Below are 15,380 nucleotides of genomic sequence, written 5' to 3'. Positions count from 1 at the left end.
CCGCTGCCGTGGATGTTTGGCTGGATGCATGGGCGCACACACCGAGGCAGAAGAGGCACGCGACGTCGGCGCCGGGCGGGCGGCCCGGCGGGACGAGGCGGTGCGGGCCGCCGTGGAGCAGGGACTGCTCGGGCCCGACAGCCCCATCGTCGGACTGCTGGACGTCACCGGCATCCGGGAGTCGGCGGCGGAGCTGCGGGCCGCGTTCGACGCGGTCGTCGCACCGGGTACGCCCGTGCTGCACGCCTTCGCGGTGAAGGCGACCCCGCTGGTGCCGGTGCTGCGGCTGCTGCGCGAGGAGGGCATCGGCGCGGAGGTGGCGAGCCCGGGCGAGCTGGCGCTGGCGCGGGCGGCGGGACTGGGCCCGGAGATGACTGTGCTGGACTCGCCGGCCAAGACGCCCGGCGAGCTGCGCGAGGCGCTGGCGCTGGGCATCGCCGTCAACGCGGACAATCCGCAGGAGCTGGAGCGCATCGACGGCCTGATGAGGTCCGGCAGCAGCCGATCCCCGCTCGGGATACGGGTGAATCCGCAGATCGGCGGGGGTTCCATCGAGGCGACGTCCACGGCCACGGCGACGTCGAAGTTCGGGGTGGCACTGCGCGACGAGGGTGCCCGGGAGTGGGTCGTACGGGCGTATCTGGACCGGCCGTGGCTGACCCGGCTGCACGCGCACACCGGGTCCCAGGGGGTTCCGCTGTCCCTGATGGCGCGGGGCGTGGCGGAGACGTACGAACTGGCGGAGGAGATCAACCGGCGGGCCGGGCGGCGGCAGATCGACACGCTCGACATCGGCGGCGGGCTGCCGGTGAACTTCGCGTCGGACGCGACGACGCCGACGTACGCGCAGTACGCGCGGACGCTGGCCGAGGAGGTGCCCGGGCTGTTCGACGGGCGGTACGGACTGGTGACGGAGTTCGGGCGGTCGCTGCTGGCGAAGCACGGGACCGTCGTGGCGCGGGTCGAATACGCCAAGAGCGCGGGCGGCCGGCCGGTGGCGGTCACGCACGCGGGCGTGCAGGTGGCGACGCGGACGGTGTACGCGCCCGAGGTCTGGCCGCTGAGGATCGCCGGGTACGACGCCAAGGGGCGCCCCAAGGAGGGCCCGGCCGTGGTGCAGGACGTGGCCGGACCGGCGTGCTTCTCGGGCGACCTGCTGGCCGAGGGGTGCGCGCTGCCGTTGCTGGAGCAGGGGGACTTCGCGGCGGCGCTGGACACGGGGGCGTACTACTTCGCGCATCACTACGCGTACAACTCGCTCGTCCGGCCTGCGATTTACGGGTTCGGGCCGGGCGGGGAGGGGCGTGTCGCCTTCGCGGTCGTGCGGGAGGCGCAGACGGTCGAGGAGGTCGTGGCGGAGTCCGGAGGGGCGCAGGTCGATGCGCTGGTGGGCGGCCGGGCGCCGTGGGGGTTCTCGTAGCTTCCGGCTGCGGGTTCATCGTGGCTGGTCGCGCCCACGCGGCGTAGCCGCACATCGAATGCGGCCCCGCGCCCCTGGGCCGGTATCCCCGTGCCCGCTCAGACGAGCGCCGGCGTTTTCCTTCTCGCCCCGCCCGGTGCCGCGTCGCCCGCCGCGATGCCCGTGCTGCGGTAGCCCTTGACCCGCTTTCCCGCGGGGCCGCCCGCGCCCCCGCGCAGCCAGTCCACCCGCACCCACAGCAGCACCTCGTCCGCGCGCTCGCGGCGGCCGAGCCACGCCGCCTTCAGCCACAGGCCCGCGCCGCAGCCGGCCAGGAGCAGACCCGCCGCGGCGGGTACGGCGAAGGCGCTGCCCAGGGCGGCGAGGAAGGCGAGGAGGAGCCACCAGCGGTGGGCGCGGCGCCAGTTGCGGGTCGTGACCGCGCGGTCCTGGAGCACGTCGTGCTTGCCGGCGCGGGCCGCGGAGGCGGCCAGGGCGACGTAGCGCTTGCGGCGTCCGTACGCCACCGCGGCCGTCGCCAGGACGAACAGTGCCGCCCCGGCCAGGACGCCGATGCGGCGGCCCGTCAGCCCCGGGGGCAGCAGGCCGATGCCCGCCGCGAACACACCCAGCCACCACAGCGGGGCCGCCCCCGCCCGTACGACGACGGCCACCCGAGCCAGTCCCTGTCCTCCGCGCGTCACGTTCAGCCTCCGTCCGGTCTGCGAAGCGCCTGAAGGGTGTTACAGGAGAAACACGTTAGCGACACAACGTGAGACGAGTCTGAGAATGCGGTGCCCGTGCCGTCAGTCGACGAACAGCCCCCGCGCCGCCGCCTTCACGTCGAACTCCTCCAGGCGGGACTGGGCCTGAGGCAGGTCGTCGCACATCGCCTCCAGCAGGACCCGGCCGAGCAGCATGGGGGCGCAGGCCGTGTCGAAGGCGAGGCCGGTGCCGACGGCGGCGGGGAGCAGCAGATCGGACACCTTGGCCACCGGTGCGAAGGCGGAGTCGGCGACCGTGACGACGGTCAGCCCGGCCTGTCTGGCGTAGTCGAGGGTGTCGACGACCTCGCGGGGGTGCCGGGGCAGCGCGAAGCACAGCAGTGCGGTCGCGCCGGCCCGGACGGCGGCGTCGATGCGGTCGTGGAGCATCGTGCCGCCCTCGTTGAGGAGCCGCACGTCGGGGTGGACCTTGGCCGCGAAGTAGGCGAAGCCGTGTGCCTGGGCGGCCGCCGCCCGCAGTCCGAGGACGGGGAGCGGCCGGGAGGCGGCGAGGAGGCGCCCCGCGCGCTGCACGGGCCGGGGGTCGGCCAGGGCCTCCGCCAGGTGCCGCAGATTCTCGATCTCGGCCTCGACGGCCTGCTGGTACTCGTTGTAGGACCCGGCGTCCGCGGCGGATTCGGCGGGGGCGACCTCGCGCAGGTGGCGGCGCAGGGCCGGGTAGCCGTCGAAGCCGAGGGCGACGGCGAAGCGGGTCACGGACGGCTGGCTGACCCCGGCCAGCTCGGCGAGCTCCACGCTCGACAGGAACGGCACGTCGGCGGCGCGCCGCACCATGCTGTGCGCGATGCGCCGCTGGGTCGGCGTCAGCCGGTGGCCCTCGAAGAGCGCCTGCAACCGCGCGGCAGGGCTGTCGGTCACGCTCATGACGTGCTCCCCCTCGCCTATTCAGTAGCTGAGGATTCTGCATGAGCATATGCAGACCGGCAAGCGGAACCGAAGGGCGGGCCCTGCCGCACGCCCGGAAACCCCAGCCCGACAGGGGGGCTAACCCCAGTGCGGCCGGCGCCCCGGCTTTCTACCGTGAGTGACATGACCGGAATGGACGCGCGGGACACCGACCTGAAGAGGGAACTCGACGCCACCCTGCACGCGCGCAGGGAGCTGGGCGAGGAGTACGAGTCCGCGCTGGTCGACTCGTTCCTGGAGAAGGTCGACCAGCGGATCGACGGCGCGGTGGAGCGCCGGGTGCGCCGGCAGCTCGCCGAGCAGCAGATGCAGACGGCCCGGGACTCCCGGTCGCCGAAGGCCACGGACTCCTGGGGCGAGCGCTTCGGCTTCGGGATCGTCTCCCTGGTCCTCGCGGTGCCGCTGTCCGCGATCGGCGGGGGCGTGGCCCATCTGCCGGGCCTGCTCGCCGCCTGGGCGGGCATCGTCGGCGTCAACGTCGTGCAGGCCGCCCGCACCAACCCGGGCCTGTTCGGCGGCCGCCGCAAGTCCTCCCAGGACAGCGACTGGGAGGACTGAGCGGGCGCACGCGGTTCAGACCTGCCGGGTCGGCAGCGCGACGATCTGCCGCAGGTTGACCCGGCGCGGGCGGCTCGTCACGTAGGCGACCAGGTCGGCGACCTCCTCGGCGGACAGCGCGCCCACCTCGTCCAGCATGCCCTCCACCTGCCGGGAGAGTTCCGCGTCGGCGATGTGCGTGCGCAGCTCGCTCTCGACGAACCCGGGCTCGATGTTGGTGACCCGTACCTCCCGCGGCCCGAACTCGCCGCGCAGGGACTCCGACAGATAGGTGACGGCGGCCTTGGTCGCGCCGTACACCGCGTAGTTCGGGAAGCTGACGTGCGCGGCGATGGACGAGATGTTCACGATGTCGGCGGTACGGCCGTCCGCGGCGGCGCCGACCAGGTCGGCGGTGAAGGCGCCGATCATCCGCAGCACGCCGGTGACGTTGGTGTCGAGCATCCGCTGCCACTCGTCGGTGCGCCGGGCGTCGACGGGGTGCGGCAGCATGACGCCGGCGGCGTTCACGACCAGGTCGACCGTCCCGTACTCGGCACGGATCCGGTCGGCGGCGTCGGTCACGGACGTCTCGTCGGTGACGTCCGCGGCGACGGCCAGGGCCTGCCCGCCGTCGGCGCGGATCTTCCCGGCGATCGCCGCGAGCCGTTCCTCACGCCGGGCCAGCAGCGCCACCCGTGCGCCCTGGGCTGCCAGCAGCACGGCGACGGCCTCGCCGATCCCGCTGGCGGCTCCGGTGACGACAGCGGTACGGCCGGTCAGGTTCTCGTACGGCATGGGGCGTCCCCTCGCTGGTGGCCGGGGCGTCTCCCCGGCCTCGTCCACCACCCTCGGCTCTCTCGGCGGCCGTACCCAGGGCGGCGCTTTTCCTGGGTCTGGCAGTACCAGGTTCGCCGGCCCCGGGCCGCCTAGGCTCGGACCCATGGACGGAGAACTGGGAGACTTCCTGCGCTCGCGCCGCGCCCGTATCCGGCCGGAGGAGGTGGGGCTGGCCTCGTACGGCCGCCGCCGGGTCCCAGGGCTGCGTCGTGAGGAGGTGGCGCAGCTGGCCGGGGTGAGCGTCGACTACTACATCCGGCTTGAGCAGGGCCGGGGACCGAGCGTGTCGGACGCCGTGCTGGACGCGGTCGCGCGGGTCCTGCGGCTGGACGAGGCGGAGCACGCGTATCTGCGGGCGGTCGCCCGGCCCCGTCGGCGGTCCGAGGGCGGCCGGGCCGCGGCCCGGGAATCCGCGAACCGGGAGGCCGCGGTCCCGTCCCGGGTGCGCCCGGGTGTCCAGCTGATCCTGGACGGCTTGGACCGCAACCCGGCGTACGTGCTGGACCACCGCATGGACGTCCTCGCGTGGAACGCCCTCGGTGACGCCGTGGTCGGCTTGGGCGACAAGGCTCCCGGCGAGCGCAACATGCCCCGCCGTGTCTTCCTCGACCCCACCGCCCGCGACCTCTACCCGGACTGGCCGGCGATCGCCGCCCAGACGGTCGCCCACCTCCGTCTGAAGGCGGGCCACCACCCGGACGACGCCGCGATGGGCCGGCTCGTCGGTGAACTCTCCCGCGCCAGCGACGACTTCCGCCGTCTGTGGGCCGACCACCTGGTCAAGCCCTGCGACCACGGGGTGAAGCAGATCCGGCACCCGGTCGCGGGCCTGCTGACCCTCCCGTACGAGACGCTCACGATCCCGGCCGCCCCGGACCAGACGATCGTGGCGTACACGCCGGAGCCGGGCTCGGAGACGGCGGAGCGGCTGGCGCTGCTGGGGAGTTGGGTGACGAGCCGGGCCGGCTGACGCCCGCGAAGGAAACAGCCCGGCTGACGCCCGCGAAAGAAACCGGCCGGCTGGCACCGCACAAAGAAAAGCGCGGGGACCGCCGCACCCCCGTGACCGGGGGGCGGGACGACGGCGGTCCCCGCGTAAGACGCGGGCCTGGTCAGGCCGGGCCCCCGCGTCTGTGACGTCGGTGGAGGTCCGGGAGCCGCTCCGGAGGTCCTTGACGCCAACGGCGCCGGCCGGGGCGGGGAGCCGCTCCCGCCCTGCCGACACCCACCAATGTGCAGGACTCGTGTTAAGCGGGTGCTGCGCGAACGTGACGCGCTCGTACCACTTCCGCGAAGTCCACGAAGATCGCGGACGAACGGCAAGTGCACCCGGTCAACGGGTGGTTCACCAGGCGTTCGCCGTCACTTCGCGGACCGGGCAAGGAAGGACAGCAGGTCCTGCCGGCTGACCACTCCGGTCGGCTTGCCCTCGACGAGGACGATCGCCGCGTCCGCCTTGCCGAGGACGGCCATCAGGTCGGCGACGGGCTCGCCGGAACCGACCTGGGGCAGCGGGCCGGACATGTGCTTCTCCAGCGGGTCGTCGAGCGAGGCGCTCTTGCTGAACAGCGCGTCCAGCAGTTCGCGTTCCACGACCGAGCCGACGACCTCGGCGGCCATCACGTCGGGGTGGCCGGCGCCCGGCTTGACGACCGGCATCTGCGAGACGCCGTACTCGCGCAGCACGTCGATGGCCTGGCCGACCGTCTCGTCCGGGTGCATGTGGACGAGGGAGGGCATGCGGTCGCCCTCCTTGTCGTTCAGGACGTCGGCGACCCGGGCGCTGGGGCCGGTGTCCTCCAGGAAGCCGTAGTCGGCCATCCACTCGTCGTTGAAGATCTTGCTGAGGTAGCCGCGGCCGCTGTCCGGCAGCAGGACCACGACGACGTCGTCCGGGCCGAGCCGCTCGGCGACCTCCAGCGCGGCGACGACCGCCATGCCGCAGGAGCCGCCCACCAGCAGGCCCTCCTCCTTGGCCAGGCGGCGGGTCATCTGGAAGGAGTCCTTGTCGGACACGGCGACGATCTCGTCCGCGACGGTGCGGTCGTAGGCGGTGGGCCAGAAGTCCTCACCGACGCCCTCGACGAGGTACGGCCGCCCGGAACCGCCGGAGTAGACGGACCCCTCGGGGTCGGCGCCGATCACCTTCACCTTGCCGTCGCTGACCTCCTTCAGGTAGCGCCCGGTGCCGGAGATGGTCCCGCCGGTGCCCACGCCCGTCACGAAGTGGGTGATCTTCCCCTCCGTCTGCTCCCACAGCTCGGGGCCGGTGGAGTGGTAGTGGGAGAGGGGGTTGTTCGGGTTGGAGTACTGGTCGGGCTTCCAGGCGCCGGGCGTCTCACGGACCAGCCGGTCGGAGACGTTGTAGTAGGAGTCCGGGTGCTCGGGGTCCACGGCGGTCGGGCAGACGACGACCTCGGCGCCGTACGCGCGCAGCACGTTGATCTTGTCGGTGCTCACCTTGTCGGGGCACACGAAGATGCACTTGTACCCCTTCTGCTGCGCCACGATGGCCAGACCGACGCCGGTGTTCCCGCTGGTCGGCTCGACGATCGTGCCGCCCGGCCGGAGCGCGCCGCTCTCCTCGGCCGCCTCGATCATGCGCAGGGCGATGCGGTCCTTCACGGACCCGCCGGGGTTGAAGTACTCCACCTTGGCCAGGACGGTCGCCCTGATGCCCTTGGTCACGCTGTTGAGCCTCACCAGCGGGGTGTTGCCGACGAGACTGATCATCGAGTCGTGGAACTGCACCGTTGTCTCCGGTTGCCGCAGAAGTGGTCGTTATTGGTGCCGCCAGCCTATGGCCTGCCCGTCATCCGTGAGGTTCGTTCACTCGCTGTTGAGATTGGGCGACGGTCTGTACGGGGCAAGCACTGGGTGTACGGGTTCGAGGAGGTGGCGCGACGCATGACGAGTATGTCGAGGGCTCGGGTGGCCCGGCGGATCGCGGCGGGCGCGGCGTACGGCGGTGGCGGGATCGGGCTGGCCGGTGCGGCCGCCGTGGGGCTGGTGCTGGCGGAGGTGCAGCTGGCGCGGCGCCGGGTGGGCAACGGCACGTCCCCGCACGTGCCGAACGCGGACGGGCTGTACGGCCGTACGTACACCGTCCCCACCGACGCACCGCTGCGGCTGACGATGCTGGGCGACTCCACGGCCGCCGGCCAGGGCGTGCACCGGGCCGGGCAGACCCCGGGCGCGCTGCTGGCCTCGGGGCTCGCGGCCCTGGCGGAACGGCCGGTGGAGCTGCGCACGGTGGCGACGCCCGGGGCCCGCTCGGACGACCTGGACCGCCAGGTGGCCCTGGTGCTGGCCGACCCCGACGTGCCGGACATCTGCGTGATCATGGTCGGCGCGAACGACGTCACCCACCGCATGCCCCCGACCCGCTCGGTCCGCCACCTGTCCGCGGCGGTACGGCGGCTGCGCACGGCCGGCGCGGAGGTCGTGGTCGGCACCTGCCCCGACCTGGGCACGATCGAGCCGGTCCAGCAACCCTTGCGCTGGCTGGCCCGACGGGCCTCCCGCCAGCTGGCGGCCGCCCAGACGATCGGAGTCGTCGAACAGGGCGGCCGCACGGTGTCACTGGGCGACCTGCTGGGTCCCGAGTTCGCCGCGAACCCGCGCGAGCTGTTCGGCCCGGACAGCTACCACCCCTCGGCCGAGGGCTACGCGACGGCGGCGATGGCGGTCCTGCCGACCGTCTGCGCCTCCCTCGGCCTGTGGCCGGCCGAGGAGGAGCGCCCGGACGCCTCCCGCCGCGAGGGCTTCCTGCCGGTGGCCCGGGCGGCGGCGGAGGCCGCGTCGGAGGCTGGTACGGAGGTCACGGCCGCCATGCCGAGCGGCCCGAGGGGACCGTGGGCGCTGTTGAAGCGCCGGCGGCGCCGGCGGGTACCCGAGCAGGAGCCGACCCCTGCCACGCCGTCGAGCTGACGGAAGCCCAGGGAGGCTGAAAAGCAAGCGCTTAGAAAACTGCGGTCAGGGTCACACCGCCACACCCGTGACCGAGGCCATACGTACGGGTAACTTCCCAGACAGCCCAGCCAGACCACCCGGTACGTCAATGGAGCCGTGATGCCCGAAGCCGTGATCGTCTCAGCCGCCCGCTCCCCCATCGGCCGCGCCGTCAAGGGCTCCCTGAAGGACCTCCGCCCGGACGACCTGACCGCCACGATCGTCCAGGCCGCCCTGGCGAAGGTCCCCGAGCTGGACCCGAAGGACATCGACGACCTGATGCTCGGCTGCGGCCTGCCCGGAGGCGAGCAGGGCCACAACCTCGGCCGCATCGTCGCCGTGCAGATGGGGATGGACCACCTGCCGGGCTGCACCATCACCCGGTACTGCTCCTCCTCCCTGCAGACCTCCCGCATGGCCCTGCACGCCATCAAGGCGGGCGAGGGCGACGTCTTCATCTCGGCCGGCGTCGAGATGGTCTCCCGGTACGCCAACGGCAGCTCGGACATGCCCGGCACGCACAACCCGGTCTTCGCCGAGGCCGAGGCCCGCACCGCCGAGACCGCCCAGTCCGAGGGCTCCACCTGGCACGACCCGCGCGAGGACGGCCTGCTGCCCGACCCGTACATCGCGATGGGCCAGACCGCCGAGAACCTGGCCCGCGCCAAGGGCGTCACCCGCCAGGACATGGACGAGTTCGGCGTCCGCTCGCAGAACCTCGCCGAAGAGTCCATCAAGAACGGCTTCTGGGAGCGCGAGATCACCCCGGTGACCCTCCCCGACGGCACGGTCGTCGCCAAGGACGACGGCCCGCGCGCCGGCGTCACCCTGGAGGGCGTCCAGGGCCTCAAGCCGGTCTTCCGCCCCGACGGCCTGGTCACGGCCGGCAACTGCTGCCCGCTGAACGACGGTGCCGCCGCGCTCGTGATTATGTCCGACACCAAGGCCCGCGAGCTGGGCCTCACCCCGCTCGCCCGCATCGTGTCGACCGGCGTCTCCGGCCTCTCGCCCGAGATCATGGGCCTCGGCCCGGTCGAGGCGAGCAACCAGGCCCTGAAGCGGGCCGGGCTGACCATCGACGACATCGACCTGGTCGAGATCAACGAGGCGTTCGCCGCCCAGGTGATCCCCTCCTACCGCGACCTGGGCATCCCGCTGGAGAAGCTGAACGTCAACGGCGGCGCCATCGCCGTCGGCCACCCCTTCGGCATGACCGGCGCCCGCATCACCACCACGCTCATCAACTCCCTCCAGTTCCACGACAAGCAGTTCGGCCTGGAGACGATGTGCGTCGGCGGCGGCCAGGGCATGGCCATGGTCATCGAGCGCCTCAGCTGAGCGTCCGACCGTAGCCGCCATAGCACCGACCGTGAGGTGTTGGCCCAGAACCCCGGAAACCCCGGGGTTCTGGGCTGTTTTGTGATCCAATCTCCCCCAGGATGTGACCTATCTCCCTCTACACGCAGAGAAGACCAGGTCACAGCAGCCCCACCCCCTCCCCCGGCACCTAAGCCCTGTCCGTTTCGTGACGTTACGCACTGACAGCTGGTTAGTCCGCCCTTCAAGCTGATGTAGGAAGTCGGGGGTCGACTTTGAACCGGGAGTACGTCAGTGAGCGCCATGCCGATCGCGTTGCTGGTCACCACGGCCGCCACGGGCGCCGTGGGTGTCGCCGTCCTGCGCACCGTCCTGCAGCTGCGCCGACAGGTCGCGGCCCTGCACACCGCGCTGGCCGAGAACCGCGCCGCCACCACCCGTGCACTCCTGCCCGCCGCCCGCAGGTCCGCCGACACCGACGAGATACGGGCCGCCGTGGCGGCGGCGCTCGCGGAGGAACGCGAGCGGGAGCTCGCCGAGGCGCGGGCGTTCTGGGCCGCCCAGGAGGCCCGTGACGCCTCCGACGCACCGCCCCTGCTGGGTCTGCCCGACACCGACCTGTTCCTGCCCCGCCAGACCGATTTCGCGGGCCTGGAGCCGGTGTCCGAGCCCGGCGCGGACACCGAGGAACCGGCCGCCGAATCCCCGGAGCTGGCCGCGGCCCGCCGCCGCCACCCCTCCCACCCGGACTTCGTGCCGACGCAGTCGCCGGTGGCGAACGACCACGAGCGCACGGTCGCCACGCTGGAGGAGCTGGCCGCCTCGCGTGTGGAACTGACGGACGTCCGCCCGGGCCCGCTGGGCACCCTCGACGTCTACGTCTTCGCCGACGGCACGACCCTGTGCATGACCCCGGGCCACCGGGAAACCGCGGAACGCCTCGCCGCCGCCCTGCGCGCGGGCGAGACCCCGACCCTCCTCGGCGGCTCAGGCGTCTCCGGCGCCTACACCCTGACGTTCGAGTGCGGCGAGGAGAACGTCTACATCCTGGCGGACCGGGTCATCGCGTCCCTGTAGTGAAGCGCCCCTTCAGGGGCGCGGGGAACTGCGCGATCAGCCACAGACGACCCGCACTCGCGCGCGGCGCTAAACCCCCGCCCGCTTCTGCGCCTCCTCAACCAAGCGCACTGCTTCATCGACGTCGGCGTCAGCGGGAATCACCACCGCCAGATCATGCCCGGCAACGGTGATCTGATCTGCCGCTGCAAACATCCCCGCATCCGGCATCTCCCGAGGCTCCAGCCCCTCGAGCACCTGCGCCCTCCGGGCCAACTCCCGGGCCAGCCCGAGAGCCTCAGTGGCAGCGCCCCGCTGCAACCGGCTCTGGGGCGCAGCCCTCAAACGATCGGCGAAGTGCTCCACCGCACGGGTCAGAGGCGTCGTATCAACCACGCCGCGAGCGTACGCGTCGCACCGGGACTGTTGCCAACGGGCGAACACTCAGGCACGGTGACCTGAAGGACCGGCTTACATCCCAGCGTCCGGAGGCGCCGATGTCCCAAGTCTTCTCCGAAGAGACCCATCGCAACATGCTCGCCCGCATCCCCCACTGCACCGGTCGTGAGATCTCCGACTGGCTTCGCACCGTCGAAGAAGGCCCGGCACTCTTCCGCTTCGAGGAAAAGGTCAGCTGGCTCCGGCACGAACACAACCTGGCCTACGGCCACGCCAAGGCGATCGTCCATGAGTACGACCTGAGGAGGGCCGCGCGCAAACTGCTCTAGGCGCGCACCACGACGAAGGGCCCCGGCCGCAGCCGGGGCCCTTCGCGCACGACGCGTCGGCGACTAGTCGTTGCTGTTGAGGATCGAGATGAGCCTCAGGAACTCCAGGTAGATCCACACCAGCGTCAGCGTGAGGCCGAAGGCCGCGAGCCACGCCTCCTCGCGCGGGGCGCCGTAGGCGACGCCGTCCTCGACCTGCTTGAAGTCCAGGGCGAGGAAGCAGGCTCCGAGGATGATGCCGACGATGCCGAAGATCACACCGAGGGCACCGCTGCGGAAGCCGAGGCCGTCACCGCCGCCGAACACCGCGAACAGCAGGTTCACCATCATCAGCAGGATGAAGCCGAGCGCGGCCGCCATCACGAAGCCGTAGAAGCGGCGGTTGACGCGGATCCAGCCGGCCTTGTAGGCGATCAGCACACCGGCGAAGACCGCCATCGTGCCGATCACGGCCTGCATGGCCGCGCCGTCGGCGATGCGGCTGTCGACGATGTTGGACACGACGCCGAGGAAGACACCCTCGAACGCGGCGTACGTCAGGATCAGCGCGGGCGAGGCCTTGCGCTTGAAGGACTGGACGAACGCCAGGACCATGCCGATCAGCGCGGCGCCGATACCGATGCCGTAGCTACGGCTGATGTTGGCGTCGTCGACCGGCAGCAGGGCCCAGGAGAGCGCCGCGGTGAGGATGAGCACACCGAGCGTGCTCGCCGTGCGCAGGACGACGTCGTCGATGGTCATCCGGCCGGTGGTGGCCGGGGCCTGCGGCGGCGCGCCGTACTGCAGGTCCTGCTGGGCGTAAGGGTTCTGCGCGTACGGGTTCTGCGCGTAGGGGTTGCCCGTCGGCTGCTGCGCGTACGGGTTGCCCTGGGTGGCGACAGCGGGACCCCCGGCCTGCGGCGCGGTGTTGAAGCCCGCGTAGCCGTTGTCGCGGCTGAACCCCCGTCGCGAGAAGACCGGGTTTCTGCTCCTCATTTCACTCCTCCATGGCCAGCACTTCGTGGCCTTGGCTCAAGAGTAATAGGTAGGCAAAGGAATGACCCTAGTGCTTGGGGAGGATCTTTCCCTCGTCGTGCTGCGCAACACGCTACGCGGCTTCGTGATTCCCCTCATCGGAGGGGGTCATTCATCACCAAGCTGCGACACGTCCGGAACCGGACGGAGATCACCCGCTGACGCCGTCCTTACGTCACCCGGGGCATCACCCGAACGGGAAGCCCGTGTACCCCTCGGCCAGGTCGGTCTCGGCAGCGCGGGAGGAGGCGATCCGGTCCAGCCGGGCGAGCTGGAGCCGGTCCTCGAAGCCGGTCGCGCCGGGTGCGCGGTGCAGGAGGGTCGTCATGTCGTAGGAGAACCGCTCGGCCTGCCAGATCCGGCGCAGGCAGGTCTCCGAGTAGGCGTCGAGCAGCTCCGGTGAGCCGGTCTCCTTCCGGTGGGCCAGGGCCCGGGCGAACGTCACGACGTCGCCGACGGCGAGATTCAGCCCCTTCGCGCCGGTGGGCGGCACGATGTGCGCCGCGTCGCCGGCGAGGAAGAGGCGGCCGTGGCGCATGGGCTCGTGGACGTAGGAGCGCATGGGCGTGACCGACTTCTGGGTGATCGGGCCGCGCTCCAGGCGCCAGTCGTCGGCGGTCTCGAAGCGGCGCTCCAGCTCGTCCCAGATCTCCTTCTCGCTCCACGCCTCGGCGTCGGTGCCGTCGGGCACCTGGAGGTAGAGGCGGGAGACCGACGGCGAGCGCATGGAGAGCAGGGCGAAGCCGCGGTCGTGACGGGCGTAGACGAGCTCGTCGTGCGAGGGCGGCACGTCGGCGAGGATGCCGAGCCAGCCGAAGGGGTACGTCCGTTCGAAGACCTGGGTGAGTCCGGCCGGGATCGCCTTGCGGGCCACGCCCCAGAAGCCGTCGCAGCCGACGACGTACTCGCACTCCAGGACGTCCTCGCGGCCCTCGTGCCGGAAGCGGACGCGCGGGGCGTCGGTGCCGGCGTCCTCCACGGCCAGCGCCTCCGCCTCGAACAGCAGCGGGCCGCCCTCGGCGAGCTGGAGGGCGATGAGGTCCTTGCAGACCTCGGTCTGGGCGTAGACCATCACGGAGCGTCCGCCGGTGAGGGCGGGGAAGTCGACGCGGTGGCGTCTGCGGTCGAAGCGCAGTTCGATGCCGTCGTGGCGCAGACCCTCGCGGTCCATGCGCTGCCCGGCTCCGGCCGCGCGCAGCACGTCCGCGGTGCCCTGCTCCAGGATCCCGGCGCGCTGCCGCCGTTCGACGTAGGCGCGGTCGCGGCTCTCCAGGACGACCGAGTCGATGCCGGCGTTGTGGAGCAGCCGGGCCAGGAGGAGGCCGGCGGGGCCGGCTCCGATGATGCCGACGGTGGTGCGCATCGGGCGACCCCTTCCCATCCGTTCGTCAGGTGAAATTTCCTTCACCGTTGCTGGATGTGAGTCTCTGACGGCATGCGACCGCTGTCAACGGGCACGCCGCGAACTTCTCAATGGACCACACAGGGATCGGAAGGTGCCCGGAGCCGGACTCGAACCGGCACGCCCGCGAAGGGGCAGCGAGGTTTAAGCTCGCCGTGTCTGCATTCCACCATCCGGGCAGGCCATGGGCTCCGCATCGAGGTTCCGAGACTATCGGGACGGGTACCCCGAACAGCGGAAGGGCGGACCGATGTTGTCTTATTTTATTGACGTCTGAGGGTGCATCAGCACACGGAACGCGCCATCCGCACTTGCCAATAGCCTTGCGTGCGACCGTCGGCGGCGCATGCGGAATGACGGAATTTCACCGCCCGAACGAGGGCACTCCACCTGTTCTTGACACCTGGACCCCTCCGTTCCCCTGCACCTGGGCCGCGCGGTCCCCCGACACGCGGCCCTCTCAGGGGTGTTCGTCATCCCCAGGTATGACACCGCCCCTCGCGGTCAGACCGCAGACGGCCCCCGGAACCAGAACAACGGGTGACTACACGGCGGCGTGGGACCCGGACGATGGAACGAGTCCTTCCAAGAACACCGCCGTCCGACAGGAGTGCCATCCCGTGACCACCGCACCGCTCACCGACCGGGCCACCACCATGGCCGCGCGCGCCACGGATCTGTCGAAGGTCTACGGACAGGGTGAGACCAAGGTGGTCGCCCTGGACCGGGTCTCCGTCGACTTCCGGCAGGCCGAGTTCACCGCGATCATGGGCCCCTCCGGCTCCGGCAAGTCGACCCTGATGCACTGTGTGGCCGGTCTCGACACCTTCTCCTCCGGGTCGGTGCGCATCGGCGACACCGAACTCGGCTCCCTGAAGGACAAGCAGCTCACCAAGCTGCGCCGGGACAAGATCGGCTTCATCTTCCAGGCGTTCAACCTGCTGCCGACCCTGACGGCACTGGAGAACATCACCCTCCCGATGGACATCGCGGGCCGCAAGCCGGACCGGCAGTGGCTGGACTCCGTCATCCGGATGGTCGGTCTGGCCGACCGGCTCGGCCACCGGCCCTCCCAGCTGTCGGGCGGTCAGCAGCAACGCGTCGCCGTGGCGCGGGCGCTGGCCTCCCGGCCCGAGATCATCTTCGGGGACGAGCCCACCGGAAACCTCGACTCGCGCTCGGGCGCCGAGGTGCTGGGCTTCCTGCGCAACTCCGTGCGCGAACTGGGCCAGACGGTGGTGATGGTGACTCACGACCCGGTGGCCGCGGCCTACGCGGACCGGGTGATCTTCCTCGCGGACGGCCGGATCGTCGACGAGATGTACGGGCCGACGGCCGAGTCGGTCCTGGACCGCATGCGTGTCCTTCCTGGGGGAAACCCCCAGACCCCCGCCTTCGACGCCAAGGGCCGCACCAGCTGATCCCCCGTCAGGACCGACAGGACT

The 15,380-nt window shown here is 71.5% G+C and carries 15 protein-coding genes and 1 tRNA gene; 8 read left to right on the top strand and 8 right to left on the bottom strand.

The features are described from left to right. The first annotated feature begins 28 nt into the window (after positions 1-28). Positions 29-1,420, top strand: coding sequence for a diaminopimelate decarboxylase (locus tag MQE23_RS26620; protein WP_020274225.1), 1,392 nt, complete (start codon positions 29-31; stop codon positions 1,418-1,420). 98 nt (positions 1,421-1,518) lie between these two features. Here MQE23_RS26620 and MQE23_RS26615 read toward each other — a convergent pair whose 3' ends face one another. Further along, complete coding sequence (locus MQE23_RS26615) at positions 1,519-2,103, bottom strand: hypothetical protein (RefSeq protein WP_037670657.1); 585 nt, start codon at positions 2,101-2,103, stop codon at positions 1,519-1,521. A gap of 102 nt (positions 2,104-2,205) precedes the next feature. Continuing rightward, positions 2,206-3,048, bottom strand: coding sequence for a MurR/RpiR family transcriptional regulator (locus MQE23_RS26610; RefSeq protein WP_020274227.1), 843 nt, complete (start codon positions 3,046-3,048; stop codon positions 2,206-2,208). Between the two features lie 174 nt (positions 3,049-3,222). On the opposite strand from MQE23_RS26610, the gene MQE23_RS26605 reads away from it, so the two are divergent. After that, complete coding sequence (locus MQE23_RS26605; RefSeq protein WP_243382762.1) at positions 3,223-3,648, top strand: hypothetical protein; 426 nt, start codon at positions 3,223-3,225, stop codon at positions 3,646-3,648. Between the two features lie 15 nt (positions 3,649-3,663). On the opposite strand, the gene MQE23_RS26600 is transcribed toward MQE23_RS26605, so the two are convergent. Further along, positions 3,664-4,425: an SDR family oxidoreductase gene (locus tag MQE23_RS26600; RefSeq protein WP_243380481.1), complete on the bottom strand. Its 762-nt coding sequence runs from the start codon at positions 4,423-4,425 to the stop codon at positions 3,664-3,666. 145 nt (positions 4,426-4,570) lie between these two features. Here MQE23_RS26600 and MQE23_RS26595 point away from each other — a divergent pair, with 145 nt between their 5' ends. Further along, positions 4,571-5,437: a helix-turn-helix transcriptional regulator gene (locus MQE23_RS26595; RefSeq protein ID WP_243380480.1), complete on the top strand. Its 867-nt coding sequence runs from the start codon at positions 4,571-4,573 to the stop codon at positions 5,435-5,437. Positions 5,438-5,829: 392 nt separating this feature from the next. On the opposite strand, the gene MQE23_RS26590 is transcribed toward MQE23_RS26595, so the two are convergent. Further along, the gene (locus MQE23_RS26590; RefSeq protein ID WP_020277298.1) at positions 5,830-7,218 is read right to left on the bottom strand and encodes a cystathionine beta-synthase; all 1,389 of its coding nucleotides are present in this window, start codon (positions 7,216-7,218) and stop codon (positions 5,830-5,832) included. A 156-nt stretch (positions 7,219-7,374) separates the two neighbouring features. Between MQE23_RS26590 and MQE23_RS26585 the strand changes: the two genes are divergently transcribed. The 3 genes from MQE23_RS26585 (at position 7,375) to MQE23_RS26575 (ending at position 10,812) form a co-directional block, all read left to right on the top strand. Beyond that, positions 7,375-8,397 (top strand): SGNH/GDSL hydrolase family protein, encoded by a 1,023-nt coding sequence (locus tag MQE23_RS26585; protein ID WP_243380479.1) that lies wholly within the window; start codon positions 7,375-7,377, stop codon positions 8,395-8,397. A gap of 141 nt (positions 8,398-8,538) precedes the next feature. Beyond that, complete coding sequence (locus MQE23_RS26580; RefSeq protein ID WP_037673979.1) at positions 8,539-9,756, top strand: acetyl-CoA C-acetyltransferase; 1,218 nt, start codon at positions 8,539-8,541, stop codon at positions 9,754-9,756. 273 nt (positions 9,757-10,029) lie between these two features. Continuing rightward, positions 10,030-10,812, top strand: coding sequence for a hypothetical protein (locus MQE23_RS26575; protein ID WP_037673978.1), 783 nt, complete (start codon positions 10,030-10,032; stop codon positions 10,810-10,812). Between the two features lie 69 nt (positions 10,813-10,881). On the opposite strand, the gene MQE23_RS26570 is transcribed toward MQE23_RS26575, so the two are convergent. After that, a complete protein-coding gene (locus tag MQE23_RS26570) occupies positions 10,882-11,187 on the bottom strand; it encodes a hypothetical protein (protein WP_082320093.1) in 306 nt (101 codons plus the stop codon). Positions 11,188-11,288: 101 nt separating this feature from the next. Here MQE23_RS26570 and MQE23_RS26565 point away from each other — a divergent pair, with 101 nt between their 5' ends. Beyond that, entirely contained in the window at positions 11,289-11,519 is a 231-nt protein-coding gene (locus tag MQE23_RS26565) for a DUF4287 domain-containing protein (protein ID WP_010034472.1), read from the top strand. A 63-nt stretch (positions 11,520-11,582) separates the two neighbouring features. Here MQE23_RS26565 and MQE23_RS26560 read toward each other — a convergent pair whose 3' ends face one another. From MQE23_RS26560 to MQE23_RS26550, 3 genes are all read right to left on the bottom strand, one after another. Further along, positions 11,583-12,494: a Bax inhibitor-1/YccA family protein gene (locus MQE23_RS26560; protein ID WP_020277294.1), complete on the bottom strand. Its 912-nt coding sequence runs from the start codon at positions 12,492-12,494 to the stop codon at positions 11,583-11,585. A gap of 226 nt (positions 12,495-12,720) precedes the next feature. After that, complete coding sequence (locus MQE23_RS26555; RefSeq protein WP_020277293.1) at positions 12,721-13,896, bottom strand: 4-hydroxybenzoate 3-monooxygenase; 1,176 nt, start codon at positions 13,894-13,896, stop codon at positions 12,721-12,723. Between the two features lie 134 nt (positions 13,897-14,030). After that, positions 14,031-14,114 (bottom strand) — tRNA-Leu (locus tag MQE23_RS26550). A 441-nt stretch (positions 14,115-14,555) separates the two neighbouring features. On the opposite strand from MQE23_RS26550, the gene MQE23_RS26545 reads away from it, so the two are divergent. Next, positions 14,556-15,356, top strand: a complete 801-nt coding sequence (locus MQE23_RS26545) for an ABC transporter ATP-binding protein (protein WP_020277291.1) — start codon at positions 14,556-14,558, stop codon at positions 15,354-15,356. Positions 15,357-15,380: the final 24 nt, after the last annotated feature.

It is taken from the genome of Streptomyces sp. HP-A2021 (genome assembly GCF_022807935.1).
Taxonomy (GTDB): Bacteria; Actinomycetota; Actinomycetes; order Streptomycetales; family Streptomycetaceae; genus Streptomyces; species Streptomyces afghaniensis.
This window is presented reverse-complemented; position numbering and strand designations above follow the sequence as displayed.

Coding starts and splice junctions, on each gene's coding strand:
- MQE23_RS26555 (WP_020277293.1), bottom strand. CDS start 13,896: ATGCGCACCACCGTCGGCATCATCGGAGCCGGCCCCGCCGGCCTCCTC.
- MQE23_RS26585 (WP_243380479.1), top strand. CDS start 7,375: ATGACGAGTATGTCGAGGGCTCGGGTGGCCCGGCGGATCGCGGCGGGC.
- MQE23_RS26595 (WP_243380480.1), top strand. CDS start 4,571: ATGGACGGAGAACTGGGAGACTTCCTGCGCTCGCGCCGCGCCCGTATC.
- MQE23_RS26620 (WP_020274225.1), top strand. CDS start 29: ATGGGCGCACACACCGAGGCAGAAGAGGCACGCGACGTCGGCGCCGGG.
- MQE23_RS26560 (WP_020277294.1), bottom strand. CDS start 12,494: ATGAGGAGCAGAAACCCGGTCTTCTCGCGACGGGGGTTCAGCCGCGAC.
- MQE23_RS26600 (WP_243380481.1), bottom strand. CDS start 4,425: ATGCCGTACGAGAACCTGACCGGCCGTACCGCTGTCGTCACCGGAGCC.
- MQE23_RS26580 (WP_037673979.1), top strand. CDS start 8,539: ATGCCCGAAGCCGTGATCGTCTCAGCCGCCCGCTCCCCCATCGGCCGC.
- MQE23_RS26610 (WP_020274227.1), bottom strand. CDS start 3,048: ATGAGCGTGACCGACAGCCCTGCCGCGCGGTTGCAGGCGCTCTTCGAG.
- MQE23_RS26565 (WP_010034472.1), top strand. CDS start 11,289: ATGTCCCAAGTCTTCTCCGAAGAGACCCATCGCAACATGCTCGCCCGC.
- MQE23_RS26605 (WP_243382762.1), top strand. CDS start 3,223: ATGGACGCGCGGGACACCGACCTGAAGAGGGAACTCGACGCCACCCTG.